General features: G+C 64.2%; 22 protein-coding genes. 19 read left to right on the top strand and 3 right to left on the bottom strand.

Annotation, left to right across the window (positions count from 1 at the left end):
• Both AWB82_RS27890 and prpB read right to left on the bottom strand, forming a co-directional pair.
• A partial coding sequence (locus tag AWB82_RS27890; protein ID WP_327345625.1) for a citrate/2-methylcitrate synthase occupies positions 1-593 on the bottom strand: 593 nt, incomplete at its 3' end.
• 20 nt (positions 594-613) lie between these two features.
• Positions 614-1,510 carry a methylisocitrate lyase gene (gene prpB, locus AWB82_RS27895; RefSeq protein WP_086972611.1) on the bottom strand — a complete coding sequence of 299 codons (897 nt, stop codon included), beginning with the start codon at positions 1,508-1,510 and terminating at the stop codon, positions 614-616.
• Between the two features lie 198 nt (positions 1,511-1,708).
• Here prpB and prpR point away from each other — a divergent pair, with 198 nt between their 5' ends.
• From prpR to AWB82_RS27990, 17 genes are all read left to right on the top strand, one after another.
• Positions 1,709-3,643 (top strand): propionate catabolism operon regulatory protein PrpR, encoded by a 1,935-nt coding sequence (prpR, locus tag AWB82_RS27900; protein WP_086972561.1) that lies wholly within the window; start codon positions 1,709-1,711, stop codon positions 3,641-3,643.
• 616 nt (positions 3,644-4,259) lie between these two features.
• The gene (locus tag AWB82_RS27910) at positions 4,260-4,553 is read left to right on the top strand and encodes a GYD domain-containing protein (protein ID WP_086972563.1); all 294 of its coding nucleotides are present in this window, start codon (positions 4,260-4,262) and stop codon (positions 4,551-4,553) included.
• A 55-nt stretch (positions 4,554-4,608) separates the two neighbouring features.
• A complete protein-coding gene (locus AWB82_RS27915; protein WP_086972564.1) occupies positions 4,609-5,061 on the top strand; it encodes a TIGR02594 family protein in 453 nt (150 codons plus the stop codon).
• A gap of 179 nt (positions 5,062-5,240) precedes the next feature.
• Positions 5,241-5,549: a hypothetical protein gene (locus tag AWB82_RS27920; RefSeq protein WP_086972565.1), complete on the top strand. Its 309-nt coding sequence runs from the start codon at positions 5,241-5,243 to the stop codon at positions 5,547-5,549.
• A gap of 347 nt (positions 5,550-5,896) precedes the next feature.
• Positions 5,897-6,940, top strand: a complete 1,044-nt coding sequence (locus AWB82_RS27925) for an NAD(P)-dependent alcohol dehydrogenase (protein WP_086972566.1) — start codon at positions 5,897-5,899, stop codon at positions 6,938-6,940.
• 60 nt (positions 6,941-7,000) lie between these two features.
• Positions 7,001-7,318, top strand: a complete 318-nt coding sequence (locus tag AWB82_RS27930; RefSeq protein ID WP_086972567.1) for a hypothetical protein — start codon at positions 7,001-7,003, stop codon at positions 7,316-7,318.
• Positions 7,315-8,328, top strand: coding sequence for a CobW family GTP-binding protein (locus AWB82_RS27935; RefSeq protein WP_086972568.1), 1,014 nt, complete (start codon positions 7,315-7,317; stop codon positions 8,326-8,328). Before AWB82_RS27930 ends, AWB82_RS27935 begins: the two co-directional genes overlap by 4 nt.
• On the top strand, positions 8,325-9,419 hold the full coding sequence (locus AWB82_RS27940; RefSeq protein ID WP_086972569.1) for a WD40 repeat domain-containing protein: 1,095 nt from the start codon (positions 8,325-8,327) through the stop codon (positions 9,417-9,419). The genes AWB82_RS27935 and AWB82_RS27940 overlap by 4 nt, the downstream gene beginning before the upstream one ends.
• 31 nt (positions 9,420-9,450) lie before the next feature.
• The gene (locus AWB82_RS27945) at positions 9,451-9,642 is read left to right on the top strand and encodes a hypothetical protein (protein WP_086972612.1); all 192 of its coding nucleotides are present in this window, start codon (positions 9,451-9,453) and stop codon (positions 9,640-9,642) included.
• 210 nt (positions 9,643-9,852) lie between these two features.
• Positions 9,853-11,523: an aromatic/alkene/methane monooxygenase hydroxylase/oxygenase subunit alpha gene (locus AWB82_RS27955; RefSeq protein WP_086972571.1), complete on the top strand. Its 1,671-nt coding sequence runs from the start codon at positions 9,853-9,855 to the stop codon at positions 11,521-11,523.
• A gap of 59 nt (positions 11,524-11,582) precedes the next feature.
• On the top strand, positions 11,583-12,644 hold the full coding sequence (locus tag AWB82_RS27960) for an NADH:ubiquinone reductase (Na(+)-transporting) subunit F (protein ID WP_086972572.1): 1,062 nt from the start codon (positions 11,583-11,585) through the stop codon (positions 12,642-12,644).
• A 59-nt stretch (positions 12,645-12,703) separates the two neighbouring features.
• Positions 12,704-13,789: an aromatic/alkene monooxygenase hydroxylase subunit beta gene (locus AWB82_RS27965; protein WP_086972573.1), complete on the top strand. Its 1,086-nt coding sequence runs from the start codon at positions 12,704-12,706 to the stop codon at positions 13,787-13,789.
• A gap of 42 nt (positions 13,790-13,831) precedes the next feature.
• Complete coding sequence (locus AWB82_RS27970) at positions 13,832-14,185, top strand: MmoB/DmpM family protein (protein WP_086972574.1); 354 nt, start codon at positions 13,832-13,834, stop codon at positions 14,183-14,185.
• Between the two features lie 49 nt (positions 14,186-14,234).
• Positions 14,235-15,260, top strand: coding sequence for an amidohydrolase family protein (locus tag AWB82_RS27975; RefSeq protein WP_086972575.1), 1,026 nt, complete (start codon positions 14,235-14,237; stop codon positions 15,258-15,260).
• Positions 15,257-16,051, top strand: coding sequence for a metal-sulfur cluster assembly factor (locus AWB82_RS27980; protein ID WP_086972576.1), 795 nt, complete (start codon positions 15,257-15,259; stop codon positions 16,049-16,051). The genes AWB82_RS27975 and AWB82_RS27980 overlap by 4 nt, the downstream gene beginning before the upstream one ends.
• Before the next feature lie 30 nt (positions 16,052-16,081).
• Positions 16,082-17,719, top strand: coding sequence for a molecular chaperone GroEL (groEL, locus tag AWB82_RS27985; protein WP_086972577.1), 1,638 nt, complete (start codon positions 16,082-16,084; stop codon positions 17,717-17,719).
• 248 nt (positions 17,720-17,967) lie between these two features.
• Positions 17,968-20,016, top strand: coding sequence for a sigma-54-dependent Fis family transcriptional regulator (locus AWB82_RS27990; protein ID WP_086972578.1), 2,049 nt, complete (start codon positions 17,968-17,970; stop codon positions 20,014-20,016).
• A 12-nt stretch (positions 20,017-20,028) separates the two neighbouring features.
• On the opposite strand, the gene AWB82_RS27995 is transcribed toward AWB82_RS27990, so the two are convergent.
• The gene (locus AWB82_RS27995) at positions 20,029-21,333 is read right to left on the bottom strand and encodes a TAXI family TRAP transporter solute-binding subunit (protein WP_327345632.1); all 1,305 of its coding nucleotides are present in this window, start codon (positions 21,331-21,333) and stop codon (positions 20,029-20,031) included.
• Between the two features lie 439 nt (positions 21,334-21,772).
• Here AWB82_RS27995 and AWB82_RS28000 point away from each other — a divergent pair, with 439 nt between their 5' ends.
• Positions 21,773-22,408, top strand: coding sequence for a lysozyme inhibitor LprI family protein (locus tag AWB82_RS28000; protein WP_143756887.1), 636 nt, complete (start codon positions 21,773-21,775; stop codon positions 22,406-22,408).
• Between the two features lie 49 nt (positions 22,409-22,457).
• Positions 22,458-22,877: a hypothetical protein gene (locus AWB82_RS37345; RefSeq protein ID WP_143756889.1), complete on the top strand. Its 420-nt coding sequence runs from the start codon at positions 22,458-22,460 to the stop codon at positions 22,875-22,877.
• Positions 22,878-22,888: the final 11 nt, after the last annotated feature.

Raw genomic sequence — 22,888 nt, forward strand, 5'->3', positions numbered from 1 at the left:
TCGGCGTAGAGATTGAGCGAGATGTGCATCGCATCGACCCACGCTTTCGACGGCGCGACGCCATGCAGCAAATGCAGGAAGTGCCCGCCGATGGAATCGTCATCGGTTTCGACTTCGATACGGCGGCCATTGTGCGAATAGTGATACCAGTACAGCAGCATCGAGCCGAACGAGGCCATCAATTTGTCGGCGATATCTTTCGCGCCCGGCACGTTGTGGTCTTCCTTCTCCGGCAGGATCGTGCCGAGCACGGAGACGCCGGTGCGCATCACGTCCATCGGATGCGCGGAGGCCGGAATCCATTCGAGCGCGGCCTTCAGGTTCGCGGGCAGTCCGCGCAACGCCTTCAGCTTCGTCTTGTACGCTTTGAGTTCGGCGGCATTCGGCAGCTTGCCATGCACGAGCAAGTGCGCGATTTCTTCGAACTCGGAAGTCGTGGCGACATCGAGAATGTCGTAGCCGCGATAGTGCAAATCGTTGCCCGTCTTGCCGACCGTGCACAGCGCGGTATTGCCAGCCGTCACGCCCGACAGCGCGACGGATTTCTTCGGCTTGAATGCGCCGGTTGCGGTGTTGTTGTCTGCTTCGCTCATCGATTCGTCTCCTTCAAAAGTTATTTCTTTGCCGCAAAAAGCTGATCGAGTTTGTCCTCGTAGGCGTGATAGCCGAGGTATTTGTACAGATCGGCGCGCGTCTGCATCGTTTCGACGGCGGCCTTTTGCGTGCCGTCGCGCTTCACGGTTTCGTAGAAGTTGAGCGCGGCCGCGTTCATCGCACGATACGCGCCGCAGCAGTACAGCGCGATATCGACGTTCGCGTCCTTCAGCTCATCGACGGTGAACAAGGGCGTCGAGCCGAACTCGGTCAGATTCGCGAGGATCGGCACGCGCACGGCGGCCTTGAAGCGGCGATAGTCGTCGAGCGACTTCATCGCTTCGGGGAAGATCATGTCGGCGCCCGCTTCGACATACGCGATGGCGCGCTCGATCGCCGCGTCGATGCCTTCGGCGGCGGCCGCGTCGGTGCGCGCCATGATGACGAACGAGTCGTCGGTGCGCGCGTCGACGGCGGCCTTCACGCGATCGACCATCTCGCCCTTCGGCACGACTTCCTTGCCCGGCCGATGTCCGCAGCGCTTCTGCCCGACCTGATCCTCGATATGCACGGCGGCGACGCCCGCCTTGATGAACGAGCGGACCGTGCGCGCGATGTTGAAGGCGCCGCCCCAGCCGGTGTCGATATCGACCATCAGCGGCAGCGAGGACGCGTCGGTGATGCGGCGCGCGTCGATCAGCACGTCTTCCATCGTGCTGATGCCGAGGTCGGGCATGCCGAGCGAATTCGCGGCCACGCCGCCGCCGGACAGATAGAGCGCCTTGAAACCGACGGCTTCGGCCATCTTCGCGGCATACGCGGTGATCGCGCCGACGACCTGCAGCGGGGATTCCTCCCGGACGGCCTGGCGGAACCGCGCGCCGGCGGTCTGTGCGGAGTGGATTTCGGAACTCACGGTTGTCTCCTGAAAAAGTCCGCCTTTAAAAGCAACTACCTTGCCAGCGTCCGCGATTTTCATAAGCGATTGATTTTTAGAGATTTTTCCAACCGCCTCGATGACGACGCTTTTCACGAGTGAAATTTCCCGTTTCGAAGCTGAAATCCGTGCTGCATACTGGATTTCTCTCCGCCATGTCCTTGCGCATCGACCATCATGCAAACCGAAACAGCGTCCCGTCCGCGCATCTGGGCGGTCGGCATCAGCCGGCTCAGAGATTTGTTCATCGACCTCGCCGACGCGTACGCCGGGCGCGCCGAACTCGACGTCGTGTCGCTCGGCTTCGAGGACGCCGCGAACAGCATCGAATCCGCGCGCGACGGCCGGCCCGATGTCGTCGTGGCGGGCGGCTCCAATGGCGCTTATCTGAAGAGCCGCGTGTCGGTGCCAGTCGTCGTCATCAGCCCGACGGGTTTCGACGTGATGCACGCGCTCACGAAGGCGCGGCGCGAGGGCGCAAGCGTCGCGCTCGTCACGCACGGCGACACGCCCGCGGAGATACGCCGGTTCCTCGCGGCATACGGCATCGACGTGATCTGCGAGTCGTATCGCTCGGCGCAGGACGCCGAAAACCTCGTGCTGGATCTGCGCGATCGCGGCGTCGATGTCGTGGTCGGTCCCGGCCTCGTCGCCGATCTCGCGGCCGAAGCGGGCATGAGCGCGGTGTTTCTGTATTCGCGCGCGTCGGTCGTCGCCGCGTTCGAGACCGCGCTCGAAGTCGCCCAGGCGATGCGCCGGGAAGTCGCGCGGCGCAATCGTCTCGACAATCTTCTGCAGCATCTTCGCGATGGCGTCGTCGCCGTCGATGCGCTCGGCCGCATCGAAGCGATCAATCGCCGGCTGGCCGCCGCGCTCGGCATCGCGGACGCATCGCGCGCGGTCGGCCAGGCGCTGCTCGATGTCGCTCCCGAACTCGATGGCGTCCTGCCCGCCGCCGACGGCGACGTGTTCGGCGCGCTGCGCGGCGTGAGCTACGCGATCCATCGCGGACCGCTCGCGAGCGACGGCGCATCGGGCGGCACGATCTTCACGTTTCAGGAATCGCGTGCGGTCGAGCGGCTCGACCGGACCTTGCGCTCGCGCAAGGGCGCGCAGGAATTCGTCGCGCGCTATCGGCTGGAGGATGTCGTCGGCGAGTCGGAATCGATCGAGCGCGTGCGCTCGCTCGTGCGCCGTTACGCGAAATCCGACGCGACGGTGTTGATCCTCGGCGAAAGCGGCACGGGCAAGGAAATGGTCGCGCAAAGCATGCATCGCCTGAGCCGCCGCAAGGACTTTCCGTTCGTCGCGATGAACTGCGGCGCCTTTCCCGAAGCGCTGCTGGAAAGCGAACTCTTCGGCTACGAGGAAGGCGCGTTCACCGGCGCGCGCAAGGGCGGCAAGGCCGGGTTGATCGAGGCGGCGCATCGCGGAACGCTGTTTCTCGATGAAATCGGCGAGATGCCGCCGTCGCTGCAAAGCCGCCTGTTGCGCGTGCTGCAGGAGCGGGAAGTGATACGCCTCGGATCGACGGAGCCGACGCGCGTCGATATTCGCGTGATCGCGGCGACGCATCGCACGCTCGCGGAGGGTGTCGACGACGGCTCGTTTCGCGCCGATCTTTTTTATCGCATCAATATTTTGAGCGTCGCGTTGCCGCCGTTGCGCGCGCGAGAGAGCGATGTCCTGCCGCTCGCGACGGCGCTGCTCATGCAGGCCACGAGACGCGACAAGGCGCTGGCTTCGCGCGTGGCCGACCGAGAGGCGGCGGCGCGCGTGCTCGCGCCGCTGGAACCGGCGCTGCGCCGGTATCCGTGGCCCGGCAATGTTCGCGAGTTGCAGAACATCGTCGAGCGCATCGGCGTGGAGCTATCCGATAAAGATGCGCCCGTCGCGCTGACGCTGGACGAACTCGAAGCGATCGCGCCCGAACTGTTCGACGTCGAGCCGGAAGCCAGCGCGGATCTGTCTCTTCGCGACCTGAGCCGTTCGGTGGAAGCCGATCAGGTTCGTGCGTCGCTCGCCGCGTTCGGCGGGGATAGGGATGCCGTCTGCAAGGCGCTTGGCATCAGCAAGACGACGCTGTGGCGAAGACTCAACGCGAAGCGATGACGCTTCAGCGTACTTCGCGTGAAGGTCTCCGTAAGCTCGCGCTGTTAGCATCCGATCTCTCCATTTTTAAGATAACGAATCCTCCTATGAAAAAGGCTGTTATTGCCGTGTTTGCCGCTGGTATGGCATTTTTTTCCGTCGCTCCGGCTTTCGCTAACTCGCATCATCACGCACCGGTCTGCCACAAGGTCCACGTGCATCATCACTGGGAACGTCACTGCAAGTAAGTGCGTTTCGTAGTCGAAGCCGATGAGCCCCGTTGGTATTTTCGACGGGGCTTTTTTGTTTTCGAAGCCGATGTGATCTGGCGCTGAAAGCGCCTTGTTAACGTCCGGCGTCGCCTATACTTTTGCAGGCAGTCAACCCGAAAATGCGTGGCACTTGCAAAGCGCCCGACGCGGCGCGCAACGCGAATCCGGGCGATATTCATCCGCGGCCTGTTCAAGCGCAAGCGCTCGTTTCCATGCGCGATTGCCGCCTTGTCGTCCTTCCTCTCTGCCTCTTTATGCACGCATAGAAAACGCGGCGCGCGCCGTGAACGCGTCGTTCGTCCAACGCGGACGGCGGCGCGGCATGCATGCGTGCGGCCGCTTCACTTTCACTTGATGAGGACACCATGGCTACCTACATCATGCTGCTCAACTGGACCGATCAGGGCGTGCGCACCGCGAAGGACACGGTCAATCGTGCACGCGCATTCCGCGAGACCAGCAAGGCGATGGGCGCGACCATCGGCACGATGCACTGGACACTCGGCACCTACGATCTGGTCGTCTCGTTCGATTCGCCCGACGATGAAACCGCGACCCGCCTCGGCCTCGCGCTCGGCGGCCTCGGCAACGTCCGCTCGACGACGATGCGCGCGTTCGGCGAAGACGAGATGCAACGTATCGTCGGGGGCTTGAAATAGACGCGCTCGAATCGGCGATAATTTCGCGGACTCCATAATCGAGCGTCCAAAGCGAATGACCTTGTTTACAAGCGATAGCGCCGCCGCACCCGCCTGGATGCCGGCGGCAATCGCCGAACGCGGCATCAGACGTTTTCCGGTCGGCGAGACGAATCCACGCATCGTGGAATACAACGACGAGACCGATCTCGTCGGCTATGACGACAAGATTTCGTGGTGCTCCTCGTTCATCAACTGGTGCCTCGCGAGCGTCGGAGTTCGCGGCACGGGATCGGCATTGGCGCGGTCGTGGCTCGACTGGGGCATCGCGCTCGAAAGTCCGGCCTACGGCTGCGTCGCCGTTCTGACTCGCGACGATCCCGCGAGCTGGAAAGGGCATGTCGGGTTCTATCTTCGCCACGACGCCGAGTCGGTTTATCTCTTCGGCGGGAACCAGCTGGACGAGGTTCGCGAGTTGGCCTATCCCGTCGATTCGGTGCTCGGCTATAGATGGCCGAAGTCGTCTTGATGTCGCGGAGATTGAATCGCATACCTTATCAATGCGCGAATCGTATGGCGTTCGAAAGCGCTGTGAAACGCGGTCGGAATTTCACGCGTCTGGACGCGGCACGGTCATTGCGCCTCTCATGATCGGGCAGACGAAAACGTCTGTGTCCTAATTTCAGTCCGATCAAGGAGGGACAGATCATGAATAAGGCAATCGGCACATTAATCGCGGCTGTCGCCGCTGTGGCATTGTCGGGCGGCGCTTACGCGCAGGCGGCCGGAGGCGCGAACGGCGGCGGTTCCACCGGCAGCACCGCCAGTCCAGCGAATCAGGTAAACGGTGCGACGGGCGGCTACGGCACGCCGGGCACCACGAACTCGCAAAGCGGCATGGCCAAGCCGAATTCGGGCTTGCCTAGCAGCAATGCCACGAAGTCCGACACCCCCGCGCCGCCGAGCAACAACACGCTGGCGACGCCGAGCGTAGTGTCGCCGGCGGCTGGCCAATAACGTTTGCTGAAGACGACGGCCCGTGCATGAGTGTCTGCGTGGGCCTTTAGACGTTGTGCGCTGCAACGATCGATTTCGCTTCGATTACTGATCGTTGCAAGCGCGACGCGCGCATGTCGCAAGTTGCGACACCGTCATAGGACAGGACTCGGCAGGGTGTCCGATTTTGCGACAGACCTTCCCGCCGAGTGCGTCCATCGGCGCAAAGCCGTTCCCGCACCATCACACCGACTCACGCGCTGTCTCGCGCGGCTCTCGATTGGCGTAGTCCTTGCTCTTATCCCGGCGCATCGCGCGCCAGGCGACGTAATTCATCGCCTCGACGATAACGACCAAGGAGACATAACGTGAAGGCTGCCGTGCTGCATGAGTACGACGAAACGTTGTCCCGCGACGAGTTCGTCCGCTATCAAGACGTCCTGACACCCGAGATCTCGCGCCCCGACGATGTGATCGTCCGCATTGGCGGCGCGGGCGTGTGCCGGACCGATCTGCATATCGTCGAGGGGATCTGGCGCAGCAAGGTGGATATCGCGCTGCCCTACATCATGGGTCACGAGAACGCCGGCTGGGTCGAGGCCGTCGGACGCGGCGTCGAAAGCGTCAAGGTGGGCGATCCGGTGATCTGTCATCCGCTCGTCACGAGCGGCCACTGCCTCGCGTGCCGTCGCGGCGACGACATGCACGCCACCGAGAGCCGCTTTCCCGGCATCAACGCGAACGGCGGCTATGCGGAATATCTCGCGACCGGCGAACGCTCGCTGATCCGGCTGCCGTCCACGCTCGCGCCCAAGGACGTCGCGCCTTACACCGACGCGGGCCTCACCGCGTATCGCGCCGCGAAGAAGGCGTCGCGCCATCTATTGCCGGGGCAGTTCGCCGTCGTGATCGGCGCGGGCGGTCTCGGCCATATCGGCATTCAGGTACTGAACGCGTTGTGCGCGGCGGAGGTCATCGTCGTCGATCGATCGGAGACCGCGCTTGCGCTCGCGAAGGAATGCGGCGCGCATCACACGGTGCAGGGCGGCGACGACGCCGTCGAGCGTGTGCTCGAACTCACGCACGGCAACGGCGCCGAAGCCGTGATCGATTTCGTCGGCGAGGGCAATGCAATCGCGCAGGGTCTCGCGATGACGCGCAACGCGGGCTTCTATTACATCGTCGGCTATGGCGGGAAGATCGAGATTCCGACCATCGACATGATCACGAGCGAAAAGACCATCGTCGGCAATCTGGTCGGCACGTATCCCGAACTGGTCGAACTGATGGCGCTGGCCGATCGCGGACTCGTGCATCTGGCGACGCGCGAGTATCGCCTGAGCGATGCGAATCAGGCGCTCCGCGATCTGCATCACGGCAAGATAAAGGGACGCGCGGTCCTCATTCCGTAACGACCGGCCGGCCTCGCGACACACGAGGCCGGCCACGGCAGTCTTTCAGCGGAGAACGCCATGACCGCGCAGGGCCACCCCACGCCCATCTCGGAGCGCGTCCGGCTCGTGATCGAACTCACGCGGATCAATTCGGAGCATCTGCGGGGCAAGAGCCGCTTCGCGGGCGTCGAGATCGAACTCGAAAGCGCGCTGGCCGCGAGCCGGCCCGAGGCGCGCACGTCGCAGCAGTTGTTGCGCATCGAGATGCTGCGCGATCGGCTTTGGGAAGCGGACCGGTGCTTGAGCGCGCTGGAGGAAGAGCGCGCGCGGCTGGAGGCGGCGCTGGCGAACGTGGAGGCGGCGACGCGCACGGCGCGCGACCGCGATCCGCGATGACGCGCATTCCCGTGACGGTGCTGACGGGCTTTCTCGGCGCGGGCAAGACCACGCTGCTCAATCGCGTTCTGCGCGAGCGGCACGGGCTGCGCTATGCGGTCATCGTCAACGAGTACGGCGAACTGGGCATCGACGGCGCGCTCGTCGTCGGCGCGGAGGACGAAGTCGTCGAGCTGAACAACGGCTGCATCTGCTGCAAGGTTCGCGGCGACCTGATTCGCGTGGTCTCCGGACTCATGCGGCGCAAGGACGGTTTCGACGGCATTCTGATCGAGATGTCCGGTCTCGCCGATCCGGCGCCCGTCGTTCAGACCTTCATCGTCGACGATGCGATTCGTCAGCGCACCGAGATCGACAGCGTGATCTGCGTGGCCGATGCGCGCCATCTCTCGACGAGCCTCGCCGCGAGCCGCGAGGCCGCCGCGCAGATCGCGCAGGCGGACGCGATTCTCCTCAACAAGACCGATCTCGCCGACCAAGCGTGCATCGCGCGCGTCGAAGCGGCGATTCGCGCGATCAATCCGCTCGCCGAGCTGACGCGCACCGAGCGCTGCGACGTGCCCATCGCGACGCTGTTCGGGCGCGGCGCGTTCGATGCGAAGCGCCTCACACTGCCCGCACCGCGCGAGGATCAAGGCACATCGGGACCGACGTATCGGCGTGTGCACGCTTCGCCGCATGAACTCGTGAGCGCGGCTCAGCACACTCACGGCATCCAGTGCGTGTCGGTGCAGGTTCGACGGCCGCTGGAGCGCACGCGCTTTCTGTCGTGGCTCGCGCAACTCGTCGCCGAACAGGGACAGGATCTGCTGCGCATGAAGGGCATCGTCGATATCGCGGGCTCGGAGCGTAGGCTCGTTTTTCATGGCGTCCACATGAGCATCGACACAGCTTTCGATCGTCCGTGGGAACGCGACGAGACGCGCGATAGCCGGCTCGTGTTCATCGGCAGAAGCCTCGACGGGCACGCGCTTCGCGCAAGCGTCAGACATTGCGAGGCCGACGCGTGAACGCGCCCACGCCGCTCGTCGAGTTGCTCGGCGCGAGCTGGACGGCCGAGGCGTGCGTGACGGCCGCGACGTGGAATGCCGATGGCAGCCACGCGGGACTGACGCTCGGCGACGGCACGCTGGTGCTCGCGCCCGGCAAATGGGAAGGCGGTCCGCGACTCAAGCCGCACGAGACACGCGGCGTCGAACTGATCAAGGCCACCGCGCCGCCGCCGCCGCTGGCGCGCTTTCCCGTGCACGACGGCGTGAGCCTCGGCCTCGCCGCCGATCCCGATGGCGGCTTCCTGAGCGCGGGCGACGACGGCCGGCTCGTGCAGGTGGACATCGAAGGCAACGCGCGCGTGCTCGCCACCGCGCCCGGACGATGGATCGATCACGTCGCCACGTCGCGCGCGGGCCTGCGCGCCTATGCGAGCGGCCGGCTCGTGCGTCTGATCGGCGCGATGGAAAACGAACTGACGCTGCCGGCTTCATCGACCGCGCTGATGTTCTCGCCGTCCGGCCAGCAACTCGCTATCGCCCATGCCGGCGGCGTCACGCTGTGGGACACGCGCGCCGCCACGTCGCGGTTGCTCGCGTGCCCCGGCTTGCCGCGCGCGCTCGCCTGGAGTCCCGATGGCCGATACCTCGTGAGCGGCATGGAAGGCAACGCGCTGCACGGCTGGCGCTTGCCCGACGGCGACGACATCGAACTCGGCGGCTATCCGCTGCAGCCCGGCTCGCTGTCGTTCGCAGCGGACGGCCGCGTGCTCGTCACGAACGGCGGACCGCGCGCGGTGTGCTGGCGCTTCGATCCGCCCGGCGCGCAAGACCGTCCGCGCGAATGCGGCGTCGCGGGCAGCGCGCCGGTGAGCCTCGTCGCGTGTCATCCGTCGTTGTCGCTGATCGCGCTCGGCTATCACAGCGGCGCGGTGCTGCTGTGTCAGCCCGGCGGCGCCGACGTGCTGTTCGTCAGGGCCAACGGCGGCGCGCCGGTATCCGCGCTCGCGTGGGCGCCCGACGGCGGACGCCTCGCCTACGGCACCGAAGCCGGCGAGATCGCGCTCGTGTATTTGCCGCACGCGTTGTTCCGCATCGCAGGTTCGCAATAGCCCGCATTCAAATCCGCCAAGGGAGATGGAGATGACGACCGATGCACCCTCGAAGGAACAGTTTTTCGAACGGCTCGGCGCGCTGTCCGACGACATGATCGCCGCGCATGGCCGCGACTTCGCGATGGGCGCGCTGATACTCGCCGCGCGCTTCATCGCGCAGGGTCAGCCGGTGGCGGACGCCGCGACGGCGAGCGCGGGCAAGATCATCGTCGAGCATTGAGCGATGTCGCAATTCGGGACACCGGAAGAAGCGCGGGCGTCGCGTTCCACGACAGAAGCGCGCCGCGCCTTGATGAAACACGGCCCGCTCGCGGATGGCACGCTTGTCGCTCTTAACGGGGCCGTGCCGATGCAAACGGCGCAATCGATGGTGATCCAGGACCCGCGGCCCGAGCCGCCGGTTCCCCTGTAACCGGACAAGGAGAGCTCGATGTCAGAAGCATTAACGCTCAACAAGATCACGTCCCAGCGAGGCATCAGTATCGGCGAGGCGGCAAAACGCGTCGCCGATCTCGGCTGGACACCCAGTTACGTTCAGGAAGCGATGACCTTCCCGACCGATTACAAGATCAGCAAGGCGCCGCGCGATCCGATGAAGCAGGTGCTGCGCTCGTATTTCCCGATGCAGGAGGAGAAGGACAACCGCGTCTACGGCGCGCTCGACGCGGCGCTGCGTGGCGACATGTTCCGCAATGTCGAGCCGCGCTGGGTCGAGTGGATGAAGCTGTTCCTCGCGATCATTCCGTTCCCGGAAATCTCGGCCGCGCGCTCGATGGCGATGCTCGGCCGTCTCGCGCCCGGAGAAGAACTGCGCACCGGCTTCACGATGCAGATGGTCGACGAGTTCCGTCACTCGACGATCCAGATGAATCTGAAGAAGTGGTACATGGAGAACTACATCGATCCGGCGGGCTTCGATATTACCGAGGCCGCGTTCGGCAAGTGCTATGCAACGACCATCGGCCGTCAGTTCGCGGAAGGCTTCCTGACCGGCGACGCCGTGACGGCCGCCAACGTGTTCCTGCAAGTGGTCGCGGAAACGGCCTTCACCAACACGCTGTTCGTCGCGATGCCCTCGGAGGCCGCGCGCAACGGCGACTATGCGTTGCCGACCGTGTTTCTCTCCGTGCAGTCGGACGAAAGCCGTCACATCGGCAACGGCCACTCGCTGATGATGTCGGTCATCAACGATCCCGACAATCATCTGCTGCTCGAACGCGATCTGCGTTACGCGTTCTGGCAGAACCACGCGATTGTCGATGCGGCTATCGGCACGTTCATCGAATATGGCACGACGGACCGCGACAAGAAGAAAGAGTCGTATGCGGAGTTGTGGCACAGGTGGATCTACGAGGACTATTACCGCACCTACATGCTGCCGCTCGAAAAGTACGGCATCAAGATTCATCACGACGATGTGGCCGCCGCGTGGGATCGCCTCGTCAAGAAGAACTATGTGCATAAGGTCGCGCAGTTCTTCTCGGTCGGCTGGCCGGTGAACTTCTGGCGCATCGAGGCGCAGACGGAGAAGGACTTCGAGTGGTTCGAGCACAAGTATCCGGGCTGGTATGCGGAATTCGGCGACTACTGGAAGTGGTACGCGAAGAAGAGCACACCTGGACAGACCAACATGCTGTTCGATCAGGAGAACGGCTACGTCTATCCGCATCGTTGCTGGAGTTGCCTCGTGCCGTGCCTGATTCGCGAGGACTTCTGCGTCGATGAAGTCGAAGGCAAGCTCTATACGTATTGCTCGGAACTGTGCCGCTGGACGCACAAGGTGGCGTTCGCATCGGAATACGAAGGCCGCCCGACGCCCGCGATGGGCCGCTTCAGCGGACGTCGCGAATGGGAAGAGGTCTATCACGGCTGGGATCTCGCCGATTGCATCAAGGATCTCGGCTTCGTGCGCAGCGACGGCAAGACGCTCGTGCCTCAGCCACATCTGCGCTTCGACAACCGCGACATGTGGACGCTCGACGACGTGCGCGGCCACACGATCCAGAGTCCGATCGTGCTGATACGCGAGATGACGCCGGAGCAGCGCGAGAAGCACATCGCGGAGTATCGCGCGGGCTTCAAGATCAATCCGGTGAACTGAAGCGGGCCAGCGATCCGGCGCGTTTGAACGCGCCGGGGCGCGACACGATGGAGGAGCGTATGAGCGTTTCGCAGAAAGCCGGCGATGAGCCCGCGATGCACACGGTCCGCTTCGAGCCGGTCGGCGTCGAGATGTCCGTCGCGGAAGGCGAAACCGTGCTGGAGGCGGCGTTCCGGCAAGGTATCGCCGTCATGCACGGATGCAAGGAAGGGCAGTGCAGCAGTTGCAAGTCGCTGCTCGTCGAAGGCGATGTCGAGATGAAGAAGTACTCGACCTTCGCGCTGCCCGACTACGAGAAAGAGTCGGGTCACGTGTTGCTGTGCAGGACGCTGGCTTATAGCGATCTCATCGTCGAGTTGCTCAACTACGACGAAGACCTGATGCGCCGCTCGATACCCGTCGCCGAATACGACGCGACCGTCACGAGCATCACCGCGCTCACGCACGACATCCGTCTGCTCGAAGTGCACTTAAGCCGGCCGTTGCGTTTCTGGGCGGGCCAGTATGTCGATCTGACGATTCCGTCCGCCGGCATCACGCGCTCTTTCTCGATGGCCAATCCGCCCGATGGCGAACGGCGCTTGAGCTTCATCATCAAGAAGTATCCGAACGGCGCGTTCTCATCGAGGCTCGACGAAGGCCTCAAGCCCGGCGACCGGATGATCGCGAAAGGTCCATACGGCACGTGTTTTAGACGCGAGGATCAGCCCGGCCCGATGGTGCTGGTGGGCGGCGGCTCGGGCATGTCGCCGCTGTGGTCGATTCTGCAGGATCACGTCGCAAGCGGCGAAGCGCGGCCCGTGCGTTTCTTCTACGGCGCGCGCACCCGCCGCGATCTGTTCTATCTCGACGAGTTCGCGGACCTCGCGGACAAGCTGCCGGACTTCCGCTTCATTCCGGCGCTCTCGAATGCCGAACCCGGCGACGACTGGACGGGCGAGGCGGGCTTCATCCACGAAGTCGTGGGCCGCGTGTTGCGCGACGATGCGCTCTCGGGCGATATCGACGCCTACACGTGCGGTCCCACGGCGATGATCGACGCCGTGATTCCGGTGCTGCAAATGGCCGGCGTGGAACCGGAACGGCTGTATTTCGACAAGTTCACGCAGGCGGTCCGATGATGGCCCGTCGCCCTGATATCCCCAAATCGGAGCATCAAGCGTAGCCAAGGAGACATGACATGAGTACGTCGACGGAGCAGTCATCGCCGCTTAAGTCGGGCGCTGCGGGCGCGGCGCAGTTCGCGGGCTGGGACAGCCGCAAGTACAACTATTTCGAACCGAAAGGACGCAAGGCAAGCCATTACGAGGACATGACCGTCGACGTGCAGCCGGACCCGAAGCGCTATCTGATTCAGGACTGGATTCTGCAATTCGCCGACGGCACGCCGACCTATTCCGAAACGTGGACCGCCGCGAAATGCTCGGACTGGCACAAGTTCCGCGCGGTCGATGAAGAGTGGGAGCGCACGCACTATCAGCGGCAATCGACTATCGTCGGGATGATTACGAATGCGATCGGCAATGCGCGGCGCTCGGGCGCGGTCAAGCGTTTCGACAAGACCTGGGTGAAGGTGCTCGAACAACATCTCGGCGCATACAAGCACGCCGAGTTCGGCCTCGGCACCGCGACCATGCACGCGCAGCGCTACGGCTACACGCAGATGATCAACAGCGCGATCCTGACCAACGCCTCGTACAAGCTGCGCTTCGCTCAGGACCTCACGCTGTATCTCGGCGAGATTGCTTTGGATCTGCCGGGCTTCGACCTCGACTCGGGCAAGCAGCACTGGTTGAACGATCCGCTCTGGCAGGGCACGCGCCTCGCGATCGAAACCATCGGCGGCGCGACCGATTACCTCGAAAAGTATTTCGCGGTGAACGCGGTGTTCGAACCGCTCGTGGGCGACCTGTTCCGCAGCGGCTTCATCATGCAGGTCGCCGCCGCGCAGAACGACTTCGTGACGCCCACCGTGGTGTCCGCCGCCGAAGGCGACTACGAGCGCAACCTCGCCAACGCGGTCGAGTTGTTTCACATGCTCGCGAACGATCCCGCGCATGGCGACGCGAACCGCGCGCTCTTCAGCGCATGGCTCGACAAGCATGGCGCGCTCGCGGCCGACGCGGCGAAGCATCTCCAGCCGATCTGGTCCATTCCGCACGCGAAGGCGGCGCAGTTCAACGAGGCGCTGAGCAGTTCGGTCGAACGTGCGCAACTGATCGCGAAGGAAATCGGCATTCCGTTTTCGCTCGCGATCGAGGCCTGAATCCCGATGACCGTCTGAATCCACCGCGAACAGGAGCAGCTCATGTCAGTGCATACCGACAACATCTTCAAGTCGATAAAGGATCTTCGCTTCGACCAGACCATCTCGCATCAGTGCGGCGTCACGATGAACGACAGCGTCGAGGCGCGCGCGATCGCCGAGCTCATGGCGACCAAGCCGGGCATCACGGTGACTTATCTGCCCGCGATGATCCGCATCGACGGACAGGGAAAGATCGAGTTCAAGATGGGCGAAATCAGCGACGTGCTGGGCCGCGAGATGACGCCTCATCTGTTTGAAATATCGACCTCGACTCATTACGGCCGCATGGTGATGATCGACGACGATACCGTCGTGCTGTTCGGCAACATGGAAGACGCAATGGCCTACGAATGAAAACACTCGCGGGTGCGCCCGCGAGCGACAACCCCACGGAGACACCAACATGTTCAGAACCCAGGACGGCGAGGATATTTTCATCATCGACGGGCACGTTCATCTATGGGACGGCAGCAAGGCGAACGTGAAGAACGTGCACGGTCAGCAGTTCATCGACTGCTTCTATGCGTATCACAAGAACCTGAGCCCGCAGGAATACCTGTGGCCGAAGGAGAAGTTCGACCAGTACGGCGAAGAGGTCATGTACGAAGATCTCTTCGTCAAAGGCTATGACGACATGGCGATCTGCCAGCCGACCTACCTGACCGACTTCTATAAGAACGGCTTCAACACCACTGAAGCGAATTACGTGGTGAAGAAGAAGTATCCGAACCGCTTTATCGTGAATGGCGCGTTCGATCCGCGTGATGGCGAGGCCGGACTCGAACGTCTCGACGAGCTATCGCAGCTATACAAGATTCAGGGCGTGAAGCTATACACGGCCGAATGGCGCGGCGACAGCAAAGGCTACAAGCTGTCCGATCCGGGCGCGTACCGGTTCCTCGAACGCTGCGAGAAACTGGGCATCAAGAACATTCACGTCCACAAGGGGCCGACGATTCTGCCGCTCAATCGCGATGCCTTCGATGTCGCCGATATCGACGACGTGGCGACGAGCTTTCAGAACCTGAACTTCATCGTCGAGCATTGCGGCTTGCCTCGTCTGGACGATTTCTGCTGGATCGCCACGCAGGAGACGAACGTCTATGGCGGCCTCGCCGTCGTGCTGCCGTTCATCCACACGCGGCCGGAATATTTCGCGCATGTGATTTCGGAGCTGCTGTTCTGGATCGGCGAAGACCGCATTCTCTACGGCAGCGACTACGCGATCTGGTCGCCCAAGTGGCTCATCGAAAAGTTCATGGCCTTCGAACTGCCGGAATCGGTCAGCAAGGAAACGGGCGTGAAACTGTCGCTGGAGACGAAGAAGAAAATTCTCGGGCTGAATGCGGCGCGTCTCTATGGCATCGATATCGAGGCGCAGAAGAAGCTGCTCGAAGAAACGCCGGCTGCCGCGGTGGCGCACGCATGAGCGCCGCGAGCGCACGCGCGGCGCAAGTATGGGAGCGGCTCGCATCCGTCATCGATCCGGAACTCGACGAGTCGGTGACGGAGCTTAACTTCGTCACGTCCGTCGAGGTCGATGCCGACGGCGGCGTGACAGTCGCCTTTCGACTTCCGACGTACTGGTGCGCCGCCAACTTCGCGTATCTGATGGCGGCGGACATGCGCGCGGCGATCGCGGGTTTGCCGTGGGTCACGCGCATCGGCGTCACGCTCGGCGAGCACATGTACGCGAACGAGATCAATCGCGGCATGGCGGAGAACCTGTCGTTCCGGCAGGCATTCGGCGATGCGGCGAACGACGATCTCGACGCCGTGCGTCAGACGTTTCTCGTCAAGGCGTTCCAGCGCAGACAGGAGGCGCTGCTCGCGCATCTGCTCGCGAGCGGGCACGAGGCGGATGCGCTCGTCCGGCTGACGATCGGTGAGCTTGCGTCACTTGCCTCGCTTGCCGGCGAGCCCGAACGTGCGCGTCTGGTCGCGCGTTACATGGAGCGTCGTCATGTATGCGGGAGCGCAGTGGACGAAATGCAACCCGCATTCGTCGACACACGCGGCGTGGCGCTCGATCCCGCGACGCTCGGCGCATATCTGCGCGAGTCGCGGCGCGTGGGCGTCAATGCCGAATTCAACAGCGCGTTGTGCCGCGGCCTGCTCGCGGCGCGCTATGACGAAGGCGCGCACGCGCTCGAAGAGAAACCGGTGCGCTTCTACCCGCGCATGCGCGATGCATCGACGGTGCAGTGCAAACAGGCGTGAACGAACATAAACCGGAGACAGGAGCACACGATGCCGAACATCATGTTGCATGACGAAGAAGCGCGCGCGGCGCTTGGCCGGGGCGTGGGCAAGCTCGCGCGGGCGGTGCGCGGAACGCTCGGGCCGAAGGGCATGAACGCGATCATCGACCGGCCGATCGGCTCGCCTATCATCTCGCGCGACGGCGTGAGCATCGCGAGCGAGATCGAGCTGGAAGACCCGTTCGAGAATATCGGCGCGCAGGTCGTGCGGGAAGTGTCGAAGCAGACCAACGACGTGGCCGGAGACGGCACGACCACGGCCACTGTTCTCGCCGATGCGCTCGTGCAGCAAGGGCTCGAATGTCTCGCGGACGGCGCGAATCCGGTGGAACTCGTGCAGGGCCTCGAAGCCGCGGTGAACGAAGTGATCGATGTGCTCAGGCGTTCGGCCACGCCGCTTTCGGGACCGGAGGAAGTGCGCTCGGTCGCCGTGGTCGCGGCCAACGACGAATTCACGGGCGGTCTGGTCGCGCAGGCGCTGGAACGCGTGGGCGCGGACGGCATCGTCGATGTCGAGTACGGCTCGACCGTCGAGACGCGTCTAGAAGTGGTGGAGGGCATGGCCTTCGACCGCGGCTATCTTTCGCATCACATGGTGACGGACATCGAACGCATGCAGGTCGTGCTGGAGAATCCGCTCATCCTGATGACGGACCAGCGCCTGCAAAGCCAGGACGACGTGACGACGATTCTCGCGCTCGCGAACGAACACAAGCGCGCGTTGCTCATCATCGCGGAAGAGGTCGCGCCCGCGTGCGTCGTCACGCTGCTCGCGAACCGCGACAATGGCGGCTTCGGCGTCGCGGCGATTCATCCGCCCGAATACGGCCACTGGCGGCGCGCGATGCTCGAAGACATCGCCATCGTTACCGGCGGGCGGGTCATCGCGCGCGATCTCGGCGGCCGGCTCGACGCCGTCGAAATGCGCGACCTCGGCAGCGCGCGGCAGGTGCGCATATCGTCCAACCAGACGATCATCACGGCCGGGGGAGGCGATCCCGCCGCCGTATCCGCGCGACGCCAGCAGGTCGCGCGGCAGTACGAAATGGCGCCGGAAAACGTCGAGCGCGACAAGTTCGAAGTGCGTCTCGCGAAGCTGTCGGGCGGCACCGCGATGATTCTCGCGGGCGGCGCGACGCCCGTGGAGCAGAAGCGCCGGCTTCATCTGATCGAGGATTCGATCAACGCGGCGCGCGCGGCGATCGCCGAGGGCGTGGTGCCGGGCGGCGGCACGGCGCTGTTGCGCGCATCGGCGGAACTCGACGGGTTGATCGGACGCAGCCGGGGCGCGGCGCAACTCGGCGCTGTTCTGCTCAAGCGGGCGCTGGAAAAGCCGCTGTTCACAATCGCGTCGAACTGCGGACTGGACGGCGCGTCGATCGTCGCGCAGGTGGCGAAGGCGGATCGCGCGGTCGGGCTCGACGCGCGCACCGGCGAAATCGCGGATCTGGTCGCGCGCGGCATCATCGATCCCGTGAAGGTGAGCTACAGCGCCGTGCGCAATGCGGCCTCCGTCGCCGCGCTGATCCTCACGACGCAAACGCTGATCGCCAAGAAGCCCGACATGACCGATCCCACTGCCGGCCCGGCGCTCGGAGCGGGCGCGGAATTGCTGGGACGCAAGTAACCGGAAAGCTCCGTTGCCGTCACGGCGCTGCTGCGTTGCGACAAGGGAGCGGCCCGTAAACGGGGGCGTTTTCCCCGAGAGGATGAGAGACGCGCTAGGTCTATACTCGGCAGACTGTGCTGCGCAATCGCCGGGCCGAACGGATTGAACCGGGCCGAACGGCGAATCCCCATGCAGCACGTCCTCGTGAGTCGCGCCGAGGTCCGCCGAAGAGCGGGCTGCGCTCCCACCTCGCACGGAGGAGACACATGACGAGGCGCCTCATCGGTATGCCGGCTGGTGGCGGTCGCGCGGGCGACCCCTATGTCGCCGGGTGGACGCGGCCCGACGCGGGCGCCGCCGATCACTCCGACAGCAGCACCATGCTCGCCTGGGAGCGTTTTCTCGCAGGCGAGATCAGCACGGCCGCGCCGACCGAACTGATCGCATCATGGAAGCGAAGTCTGCAATCGGGCGTTAATCCGACCTCGGGCGCGGCGCCATTCGCCGTGCATGGCGACGCGATCAACACGCTGCGCTGGCGGCACCGGGAACTGCTCGCGGCGTCGGACCGGCTCTTCACGGCCACCGCCGACCTCTTCGCCGATTCCTACTCGATCCTCCTGCTCACCAACGCGGACGGCGTGATCCTCAAGGCCGCCGGCGATCTGCGCACGCTCGATGCCGGAGAAAAAATCCACCTGATGACGGGCGGCGACTGGCGCGAGGCGTCCGCCGGGACCAACGGAATCGGCACGGCGCTCGCCACGGGTCAGCCGACTTACGTGCACGGCTCCGAGCACTTCTGCGAGGGCATCAAGGCTTGGAGTTGCGCCGCCGCGCCGATCTGCGAGCCGGGAACCGGCGCGGTGCTCGGCGTGCTCGACATTTCGGGGCCGCCCTCGACCTATCAGATCAACAATCTCACGCTGGCCGTCACCGCCGCGCGCCAGATCGAAATGGTGCTTGCGGAGCAGGTGGCCCGCGAGCACATGCGGCTCCTCGCGTTCTGCCTGCAAAGGTTGTCATCGACGGATGCGGCGGGGCTGATCGCCATCGATCGTCATGGCAGGCTCGTGCACACGACGGCGCGCATCGCGTTGCCGGTCAGTCCGGGCGAGCGCTTTCCCGGCATGAGCGAGCATTTTCCGGTGGAGGACTGGGCCAATCATCTTCCGCAGGGTTTGCGGCCGGAGTGGTTCAACCCGGTCGTCGCGGACGGCGAGGCGATCGGCGCGATGCTGATCGTGCCTCAGCCTTCGGGCCTGTCCAATGCCTCGCGTCTCGCGGGCGGCGCGCGCCGCGTCGGACCGCAAGTGCAGCCGCGCGGCGAGGCGGACCCGCAACGCAACCGCTTCGGGCAAATCATCTGCCAGAGCGCGGCGATGCAGCGCGCCATCGAGCGCGGACGGCAGCTTGCCCGCCGGCGCGTGCCGGTGCTGATCGAAGGCGAGACGGGCGTCGGCAAGGAACTGTTCGCGCGCGCGATTCACGGCGAGGAATCCGACGAAGGTCCGTTCGTCGCCTACAACTGCGGGGCGGCGTCGAAGGAGCTGATCGGCGCGGAACTCTTCGGCCACGTGCGCGGCGCTTATACGGGCGCGACGGCGGAAGGCCGGCCGGGGCGATTCGAGCTGGCGCACGGCGGAACGCTGTGTCTCGACGAGATCGGCGAATTGCCGCTGGAGCTTCAGCCGGTGTTGCTGCGCGTGCTTGAAGAAGGCGTGATCTATCGGCTTGGCGATACGCAGGCGCGGCGCGTGGACGTGCGCCTGCTGGCGATGACGAACCGCAACTTGCGCGAAGAAGTCGAGTGCGGACGTTTTCGCGCGGACCTTTACTATCGCGTCGGCGTCACGCGGATTCGCATTCCCGGCGTGCGCGAGCGCGACGGCGACGTCGATCTGCTGATCGATCATTTCAACCGCTCGCTCGCGCTGCGCCACGGCGTGCCCGTGCGGCAGTTTCCGGACATCGTGATGGAGGTGCTGCGCGCCTATTCGTGGCCCGGCAATGTCCGCGAGTTGCGCAACGTGGTGGAGAACCTGCTGCTGACTTCCAACGAGGAGCGCGTTGCACTGGTCGAGTTGCCGGCGGAAGTGCTCGACGAGTCCCCGACCTTGCGCGACAAGGTGATGTCGGGCACGACGCCGGGCGCGGGCAGTCTGGAGGAAACCGAGCGCTTCGCCATCGCGCGGGCGCTGCGGCATGCGCAGGGCAACATGGCGCAGGCCGCGCGCGCGCTCGGCGTGTCGCGCAGCACGCTGTATCGCAAGATGGAGCAGTATCGGCTCGCGGTCGATGAAAAGCGGCTGTAGCGCCGGGCGTTGTCAGACGTCGCTTGCGCGTCGCAGCGCTTCGACCTGCGCGCGCACATAGCCGATGTGTTCGCGCAACGCGTAGAAGGAATCGCTGTACGCGAGTGGCATTCGCAGCTTGTTGAGATCTCTTTCGATGCCGTCGAGCTTCGTCGCGAACCTGACGAAATTGAGTTCGGAAGGATCGTCGAATACGCCGCGTTCGAGCGCGATCAGTTCGCCATAGCGCCGATAGAAACGCGATTTGACGCGCCACGCGTACAGCGGCGGCACGAATCGCAGCGCCGGTATGAGGATCACGACAATCGGCACGACCAGCACGATGAGGCGATCCGCCAAACTCGCGAGCCAGAACGGCATCGTCCTGTACACGAAGCTCTTGCCGGACTTGTAGTAACGCGCGGCATCCGGGCTCAGCGGGAAATCGTGCGCGACCGGCCGGGGATATTCGCCGGCTTCCTGCAGCAGACTCGCGCCGCCGTGAACCTCGCCGGCCGCCTCGATGATCAGATCCGACAGCGCCGGATGCAGCGTATCGCGCGCGACCAGTTCGATGGTCGTCTCGATGGTGGCCGTCGGTTCGGGAGGCAGGTTGTCGGCCAGATCGAACGCGCCCATCGGCACTTCGAACTGGCTCAGGAAAGGAAAGGTGCGCGTGTAGGCCTTCGCTTGCGTGAAGTCGAAGAGGCGGATGTCGGCACTGCGGATCATTTTCTGCATGAGCGCGGGACGCGCGGAATCCGCCCGCAGGAAAGCCGCGTCGATCGTGCCCGCCAGCAACGCGTTCACGGCGTCCTCGCCTTCGATCGGCAGCATGCGCGCGTTGTCGTCGGATTCGACGCCGTTCGCCCTCAACAGCAAGAGCACGATCTGCCGCGTGCCGCTTCCTTCGCGGCCGATGGCGAGCCGCTTGCCCGCGAATTGCGAGAGCCGCGTGAGCGTCGGCCCGCGATAGAACACGAAGAGCGGCCAATTGCTGACGGTGCCGAGCGACATCAGACCGGCATGGACCGTGTTGGGCGCGAGGACGTCGGAGACGCGCGTGAGGCCGCTCTGCACGAATCCGAGATCGACGTGACTGGCGGGATCGGCGAGTCGCGTGAGGTTGTCGAGCGTGCCGGAGGACGCGAGTACGCGCAGCGTCACGCCGTTGCGCGCGAGAATCGTTTTGTACTGTTGCGCCGCGACCCAGAAGCGGCTGTGTTCCGGGCCGGCGGAGATCGTCAGCGTGCTCGGCGGCGCGGGCCGGATGATGCGTACCGTCACCCAGACGACCGACGTGACCACGATCGCCATCAACCCGATGGCGACGGCCAAATCGAGCCAAGAGACGCCGTAATCCGCGGCGCGGCGGGAACCGGGCCGATCCGGAGAACGTCTCGCAGGATCGCGTTTATCCATTTTCAACGCAGACAAATTGACTTCGGGAACCGTCGTTGGCCGGTGACGTTGCCTCGGGCATATTCTCGCGCCGAACGCTCGGAGATGAAGTCTCGTTGCACGCTTTTTAGCGTGTAAGTGATGACGTAACGCGAGCGCCCGCGAGGCTGCGCTTACCAGAGCCAATAAAAAGTAACGTCCGGTAAGGCTTGCGGCGAAGTGCGCATTGATCGGGGATTCGATGCATCGGGCCATGCCATATCGTTCGATACGGCGATTCAACTCGCCAAGAGGAACGACAGTTCGGCGCGGCCACGAGAGCACGCGGGCGAAGTGTCGAATGAACGAGACCATCTATCCGGGAATCAAGCCAAACATGAATACACGAAGGAAGCTGCACGGCCCATCCATCGATCCGTGGCGCTGCGCGCGTCTTGCGGCGTGCGCGATGTTGACATCGCTCGGCGCGCTGTCGGCCGCGCATGCCGCGAGCTTTCAATGTCCGCATAACGCGTCCGCTTCGGAGCGGCTCGTTTGTTCGGACCCGGCGCTTTCATCGCTCGACGACAAACTGGCTGCCGTTTTTCGCGAGGCGCATGACGCGACGCCCGACGCGGCCGCGCTCGATGCCGACCGCGTGACGCAATGGCAATGGCGTCAACACAACTGCAAGGACCGGGCGTGTGTGGCGGACTGGTACACGCGCCGGATCTCCGAACTGCAAGCGGACGTCGCGCACGGAAGGAAGCAGACTGCGGATCGCGTCAAGGTCGGCATTGCTGAGCAGCGGCTTGCGCCATCGGCGGAGGCGGCCGTGCTTCGGCTAAAAGGGCTTGCCGCCGGGAAGGATGAACAGGCCGGGGCCGGTTCGAAGGTATCCGCCGATATCGGACAGGCGAACGTCGAGCGAGTCCGCACCGTGGCCGCCGCGCTGCCGTTGCCGAATGCGACCGTCGCGCCGAATCCATGCAAGAGCGATTGCGCGCGACGGCAAGTTCGTATTGCTTTCTAGCTTCAGCCTACTGAGAAAGAGGCGACGCGGCTGATCGCGTCGCCCGACTTTGATCTGCATCGAGCGATCGTCAACAGCCCAACGCACAGTAAAGTCCGCCGATCGCGCCCGCCGCGCCGAGACCGATCCCCAGGCCAATGTTTCCGATGGTGGTGGCACATCCGCCAAGCATGCAAACGAGCAGAAACGCGACGATGGAAACAATGAATTTGCGCATGAGGAACCGATTCGTTTTGCTGTAGGCGGGAACAACGTCTTCAACGTTCGGCGCACGAGGCCGGAGCCGATCGTAGCAATGGCCAACCGCATCCATTTATCGGAAAAGACAGGGAAGGAGCCCGGCGCTTACCAACTATTTCGTGAGCGTCAACGTTCGACGCGTTCGACGCGTTCGACGCGTTCGACCCACTGCCGCAGCGTTGGCGGATATGAACCGGCCGCATCTGTCATCATGGAGCCGCTTGAGTGAACCCAGGGGCG

The organism is Caballeronia glebae (assembly GCF_001545035.1).
In the GTDB taxonomy this organism is placed as follows: domain Bacteria; phylum Pseudomonadota; class Gammaproteobacteria; order Burkholderiales; family Burkholderiaceae; genus Caballeronia; species Caballeronia glebae.

Excerpts from the sequence above, each read along its gene's own strand:
- prpR (WP_086972561.1), top strand. The coding sequence starts at position 1,709 with ATGCAAACCGAAACAGCGTCCCGTCCGCGCATCTGGGCGGTCGGCATC.
- AWB82_RS27910 (WP_086972563.1), top strand. The coding sequence starts at position 4,260 with ATGGCTACCTACATCATGCTGCTCAACTGGACCGATCAGGGCGTGCGC.
- AWB82_RS27915 (WP_086972564.1), top strand. The coding sequence starts at position 4,609 with ATGACCTTGTTTACAAGCGATAGCGCCGCCGCACCCGCCTGGATGCCG.
- AWB82_RS27920 (WP_086972565.1), top strand. The coding sequence starts at position 5,241 with ATGAATAAGGCAATCGGCACATTAATCGCGGCTGTCGCCGCTGTGGCA.
- AWB82_RS27930 (WP_086972567.1), top strand. The coding sequence starts at position 7,001 with ATGACCGCGCAGGGCCACCCCACGCCCATCTCGGAGCGCGTCCGGCTC.
- AWB82_RS27935 (WP_086972568.1), top strand. The coding sequence starts at position 7,315 with ATGACGCGCATTCCCGTGACGGTGCTGACGGGCTTTCTCGGCGCGGGC.
- AWB82_RS27945 (WP_086972612.1), top strand. The coding sequence starts at position 9,451 with ATGACGACCGATGCACCCTCGAAGGAACAGTTTTTCGAACGGCTCGGC.
- AWB82_RS27955 (WP_086972571.1), top strand. The coding sequence starts at position 9,853 with ATGTCAGAAGCATTAACGCTCAACAAGATCACGTCCCAGCGAGGCATC.
- AWB82_RS27960 (WP_086972572.1), top strand. The coding sequence starts at position 11,583 with ATGAGCGTTTCGCAGAAAGCCGGCGATGAGCCCGCGATGCACACGGTC.
- AWB82_RS27965 (WP_086972573.1), top strand. The coding sequence starts at position 12,704 with ATGAGTACGTCGACGGAGCAGTCATCGCCGCTTAAGTCGGGCGCTGCG.
- AWB82_RS27970 (WP_086972574.1), top strand. The coding sequence starts at position 13,832 with ATGTCAGTGCATACCGACAACATCTTCAAGTCGATAAAGGATCTTCGC.
- AWB82_RS27975 (WP_086972575.1), top strand. The coding sequence starts at position 14,235 with ATGTTCAGAACCCAGGACGGCGAGGATATTTTCATCATCGACGGGCAC.
- AWB82_RS27980 (WP_086972576.1), top strand. The coding sequence starts at position 15,257 with ATGAGCGCCGCGAGCGCACGCGCGGCGCAAGTATGGGAGCGGCTCGCA.
- groEL (WP_086972577.1), top strand. The coding sequence starts at position 16,082 with ATGCCGAACATCATGTTGCATGACGAAGAAGCGCGCGCGGCGCTTGGC.
- AWB82_RS27990 (WP_086972578.1), top strand. The coding sequence starts at position 17,968 with ATGACGAGGCGCCTCATCGGTATGCCGGCTGGTGGCGGTCGCGCGGGC.
- AWB82_RS28000 (WP_143756887.1), top strand. The coding sequence starts at position 21,773 with ATGAATACACGAAGGAAGCTGCACGGCCCATCCATCGATCCGTGGCGC.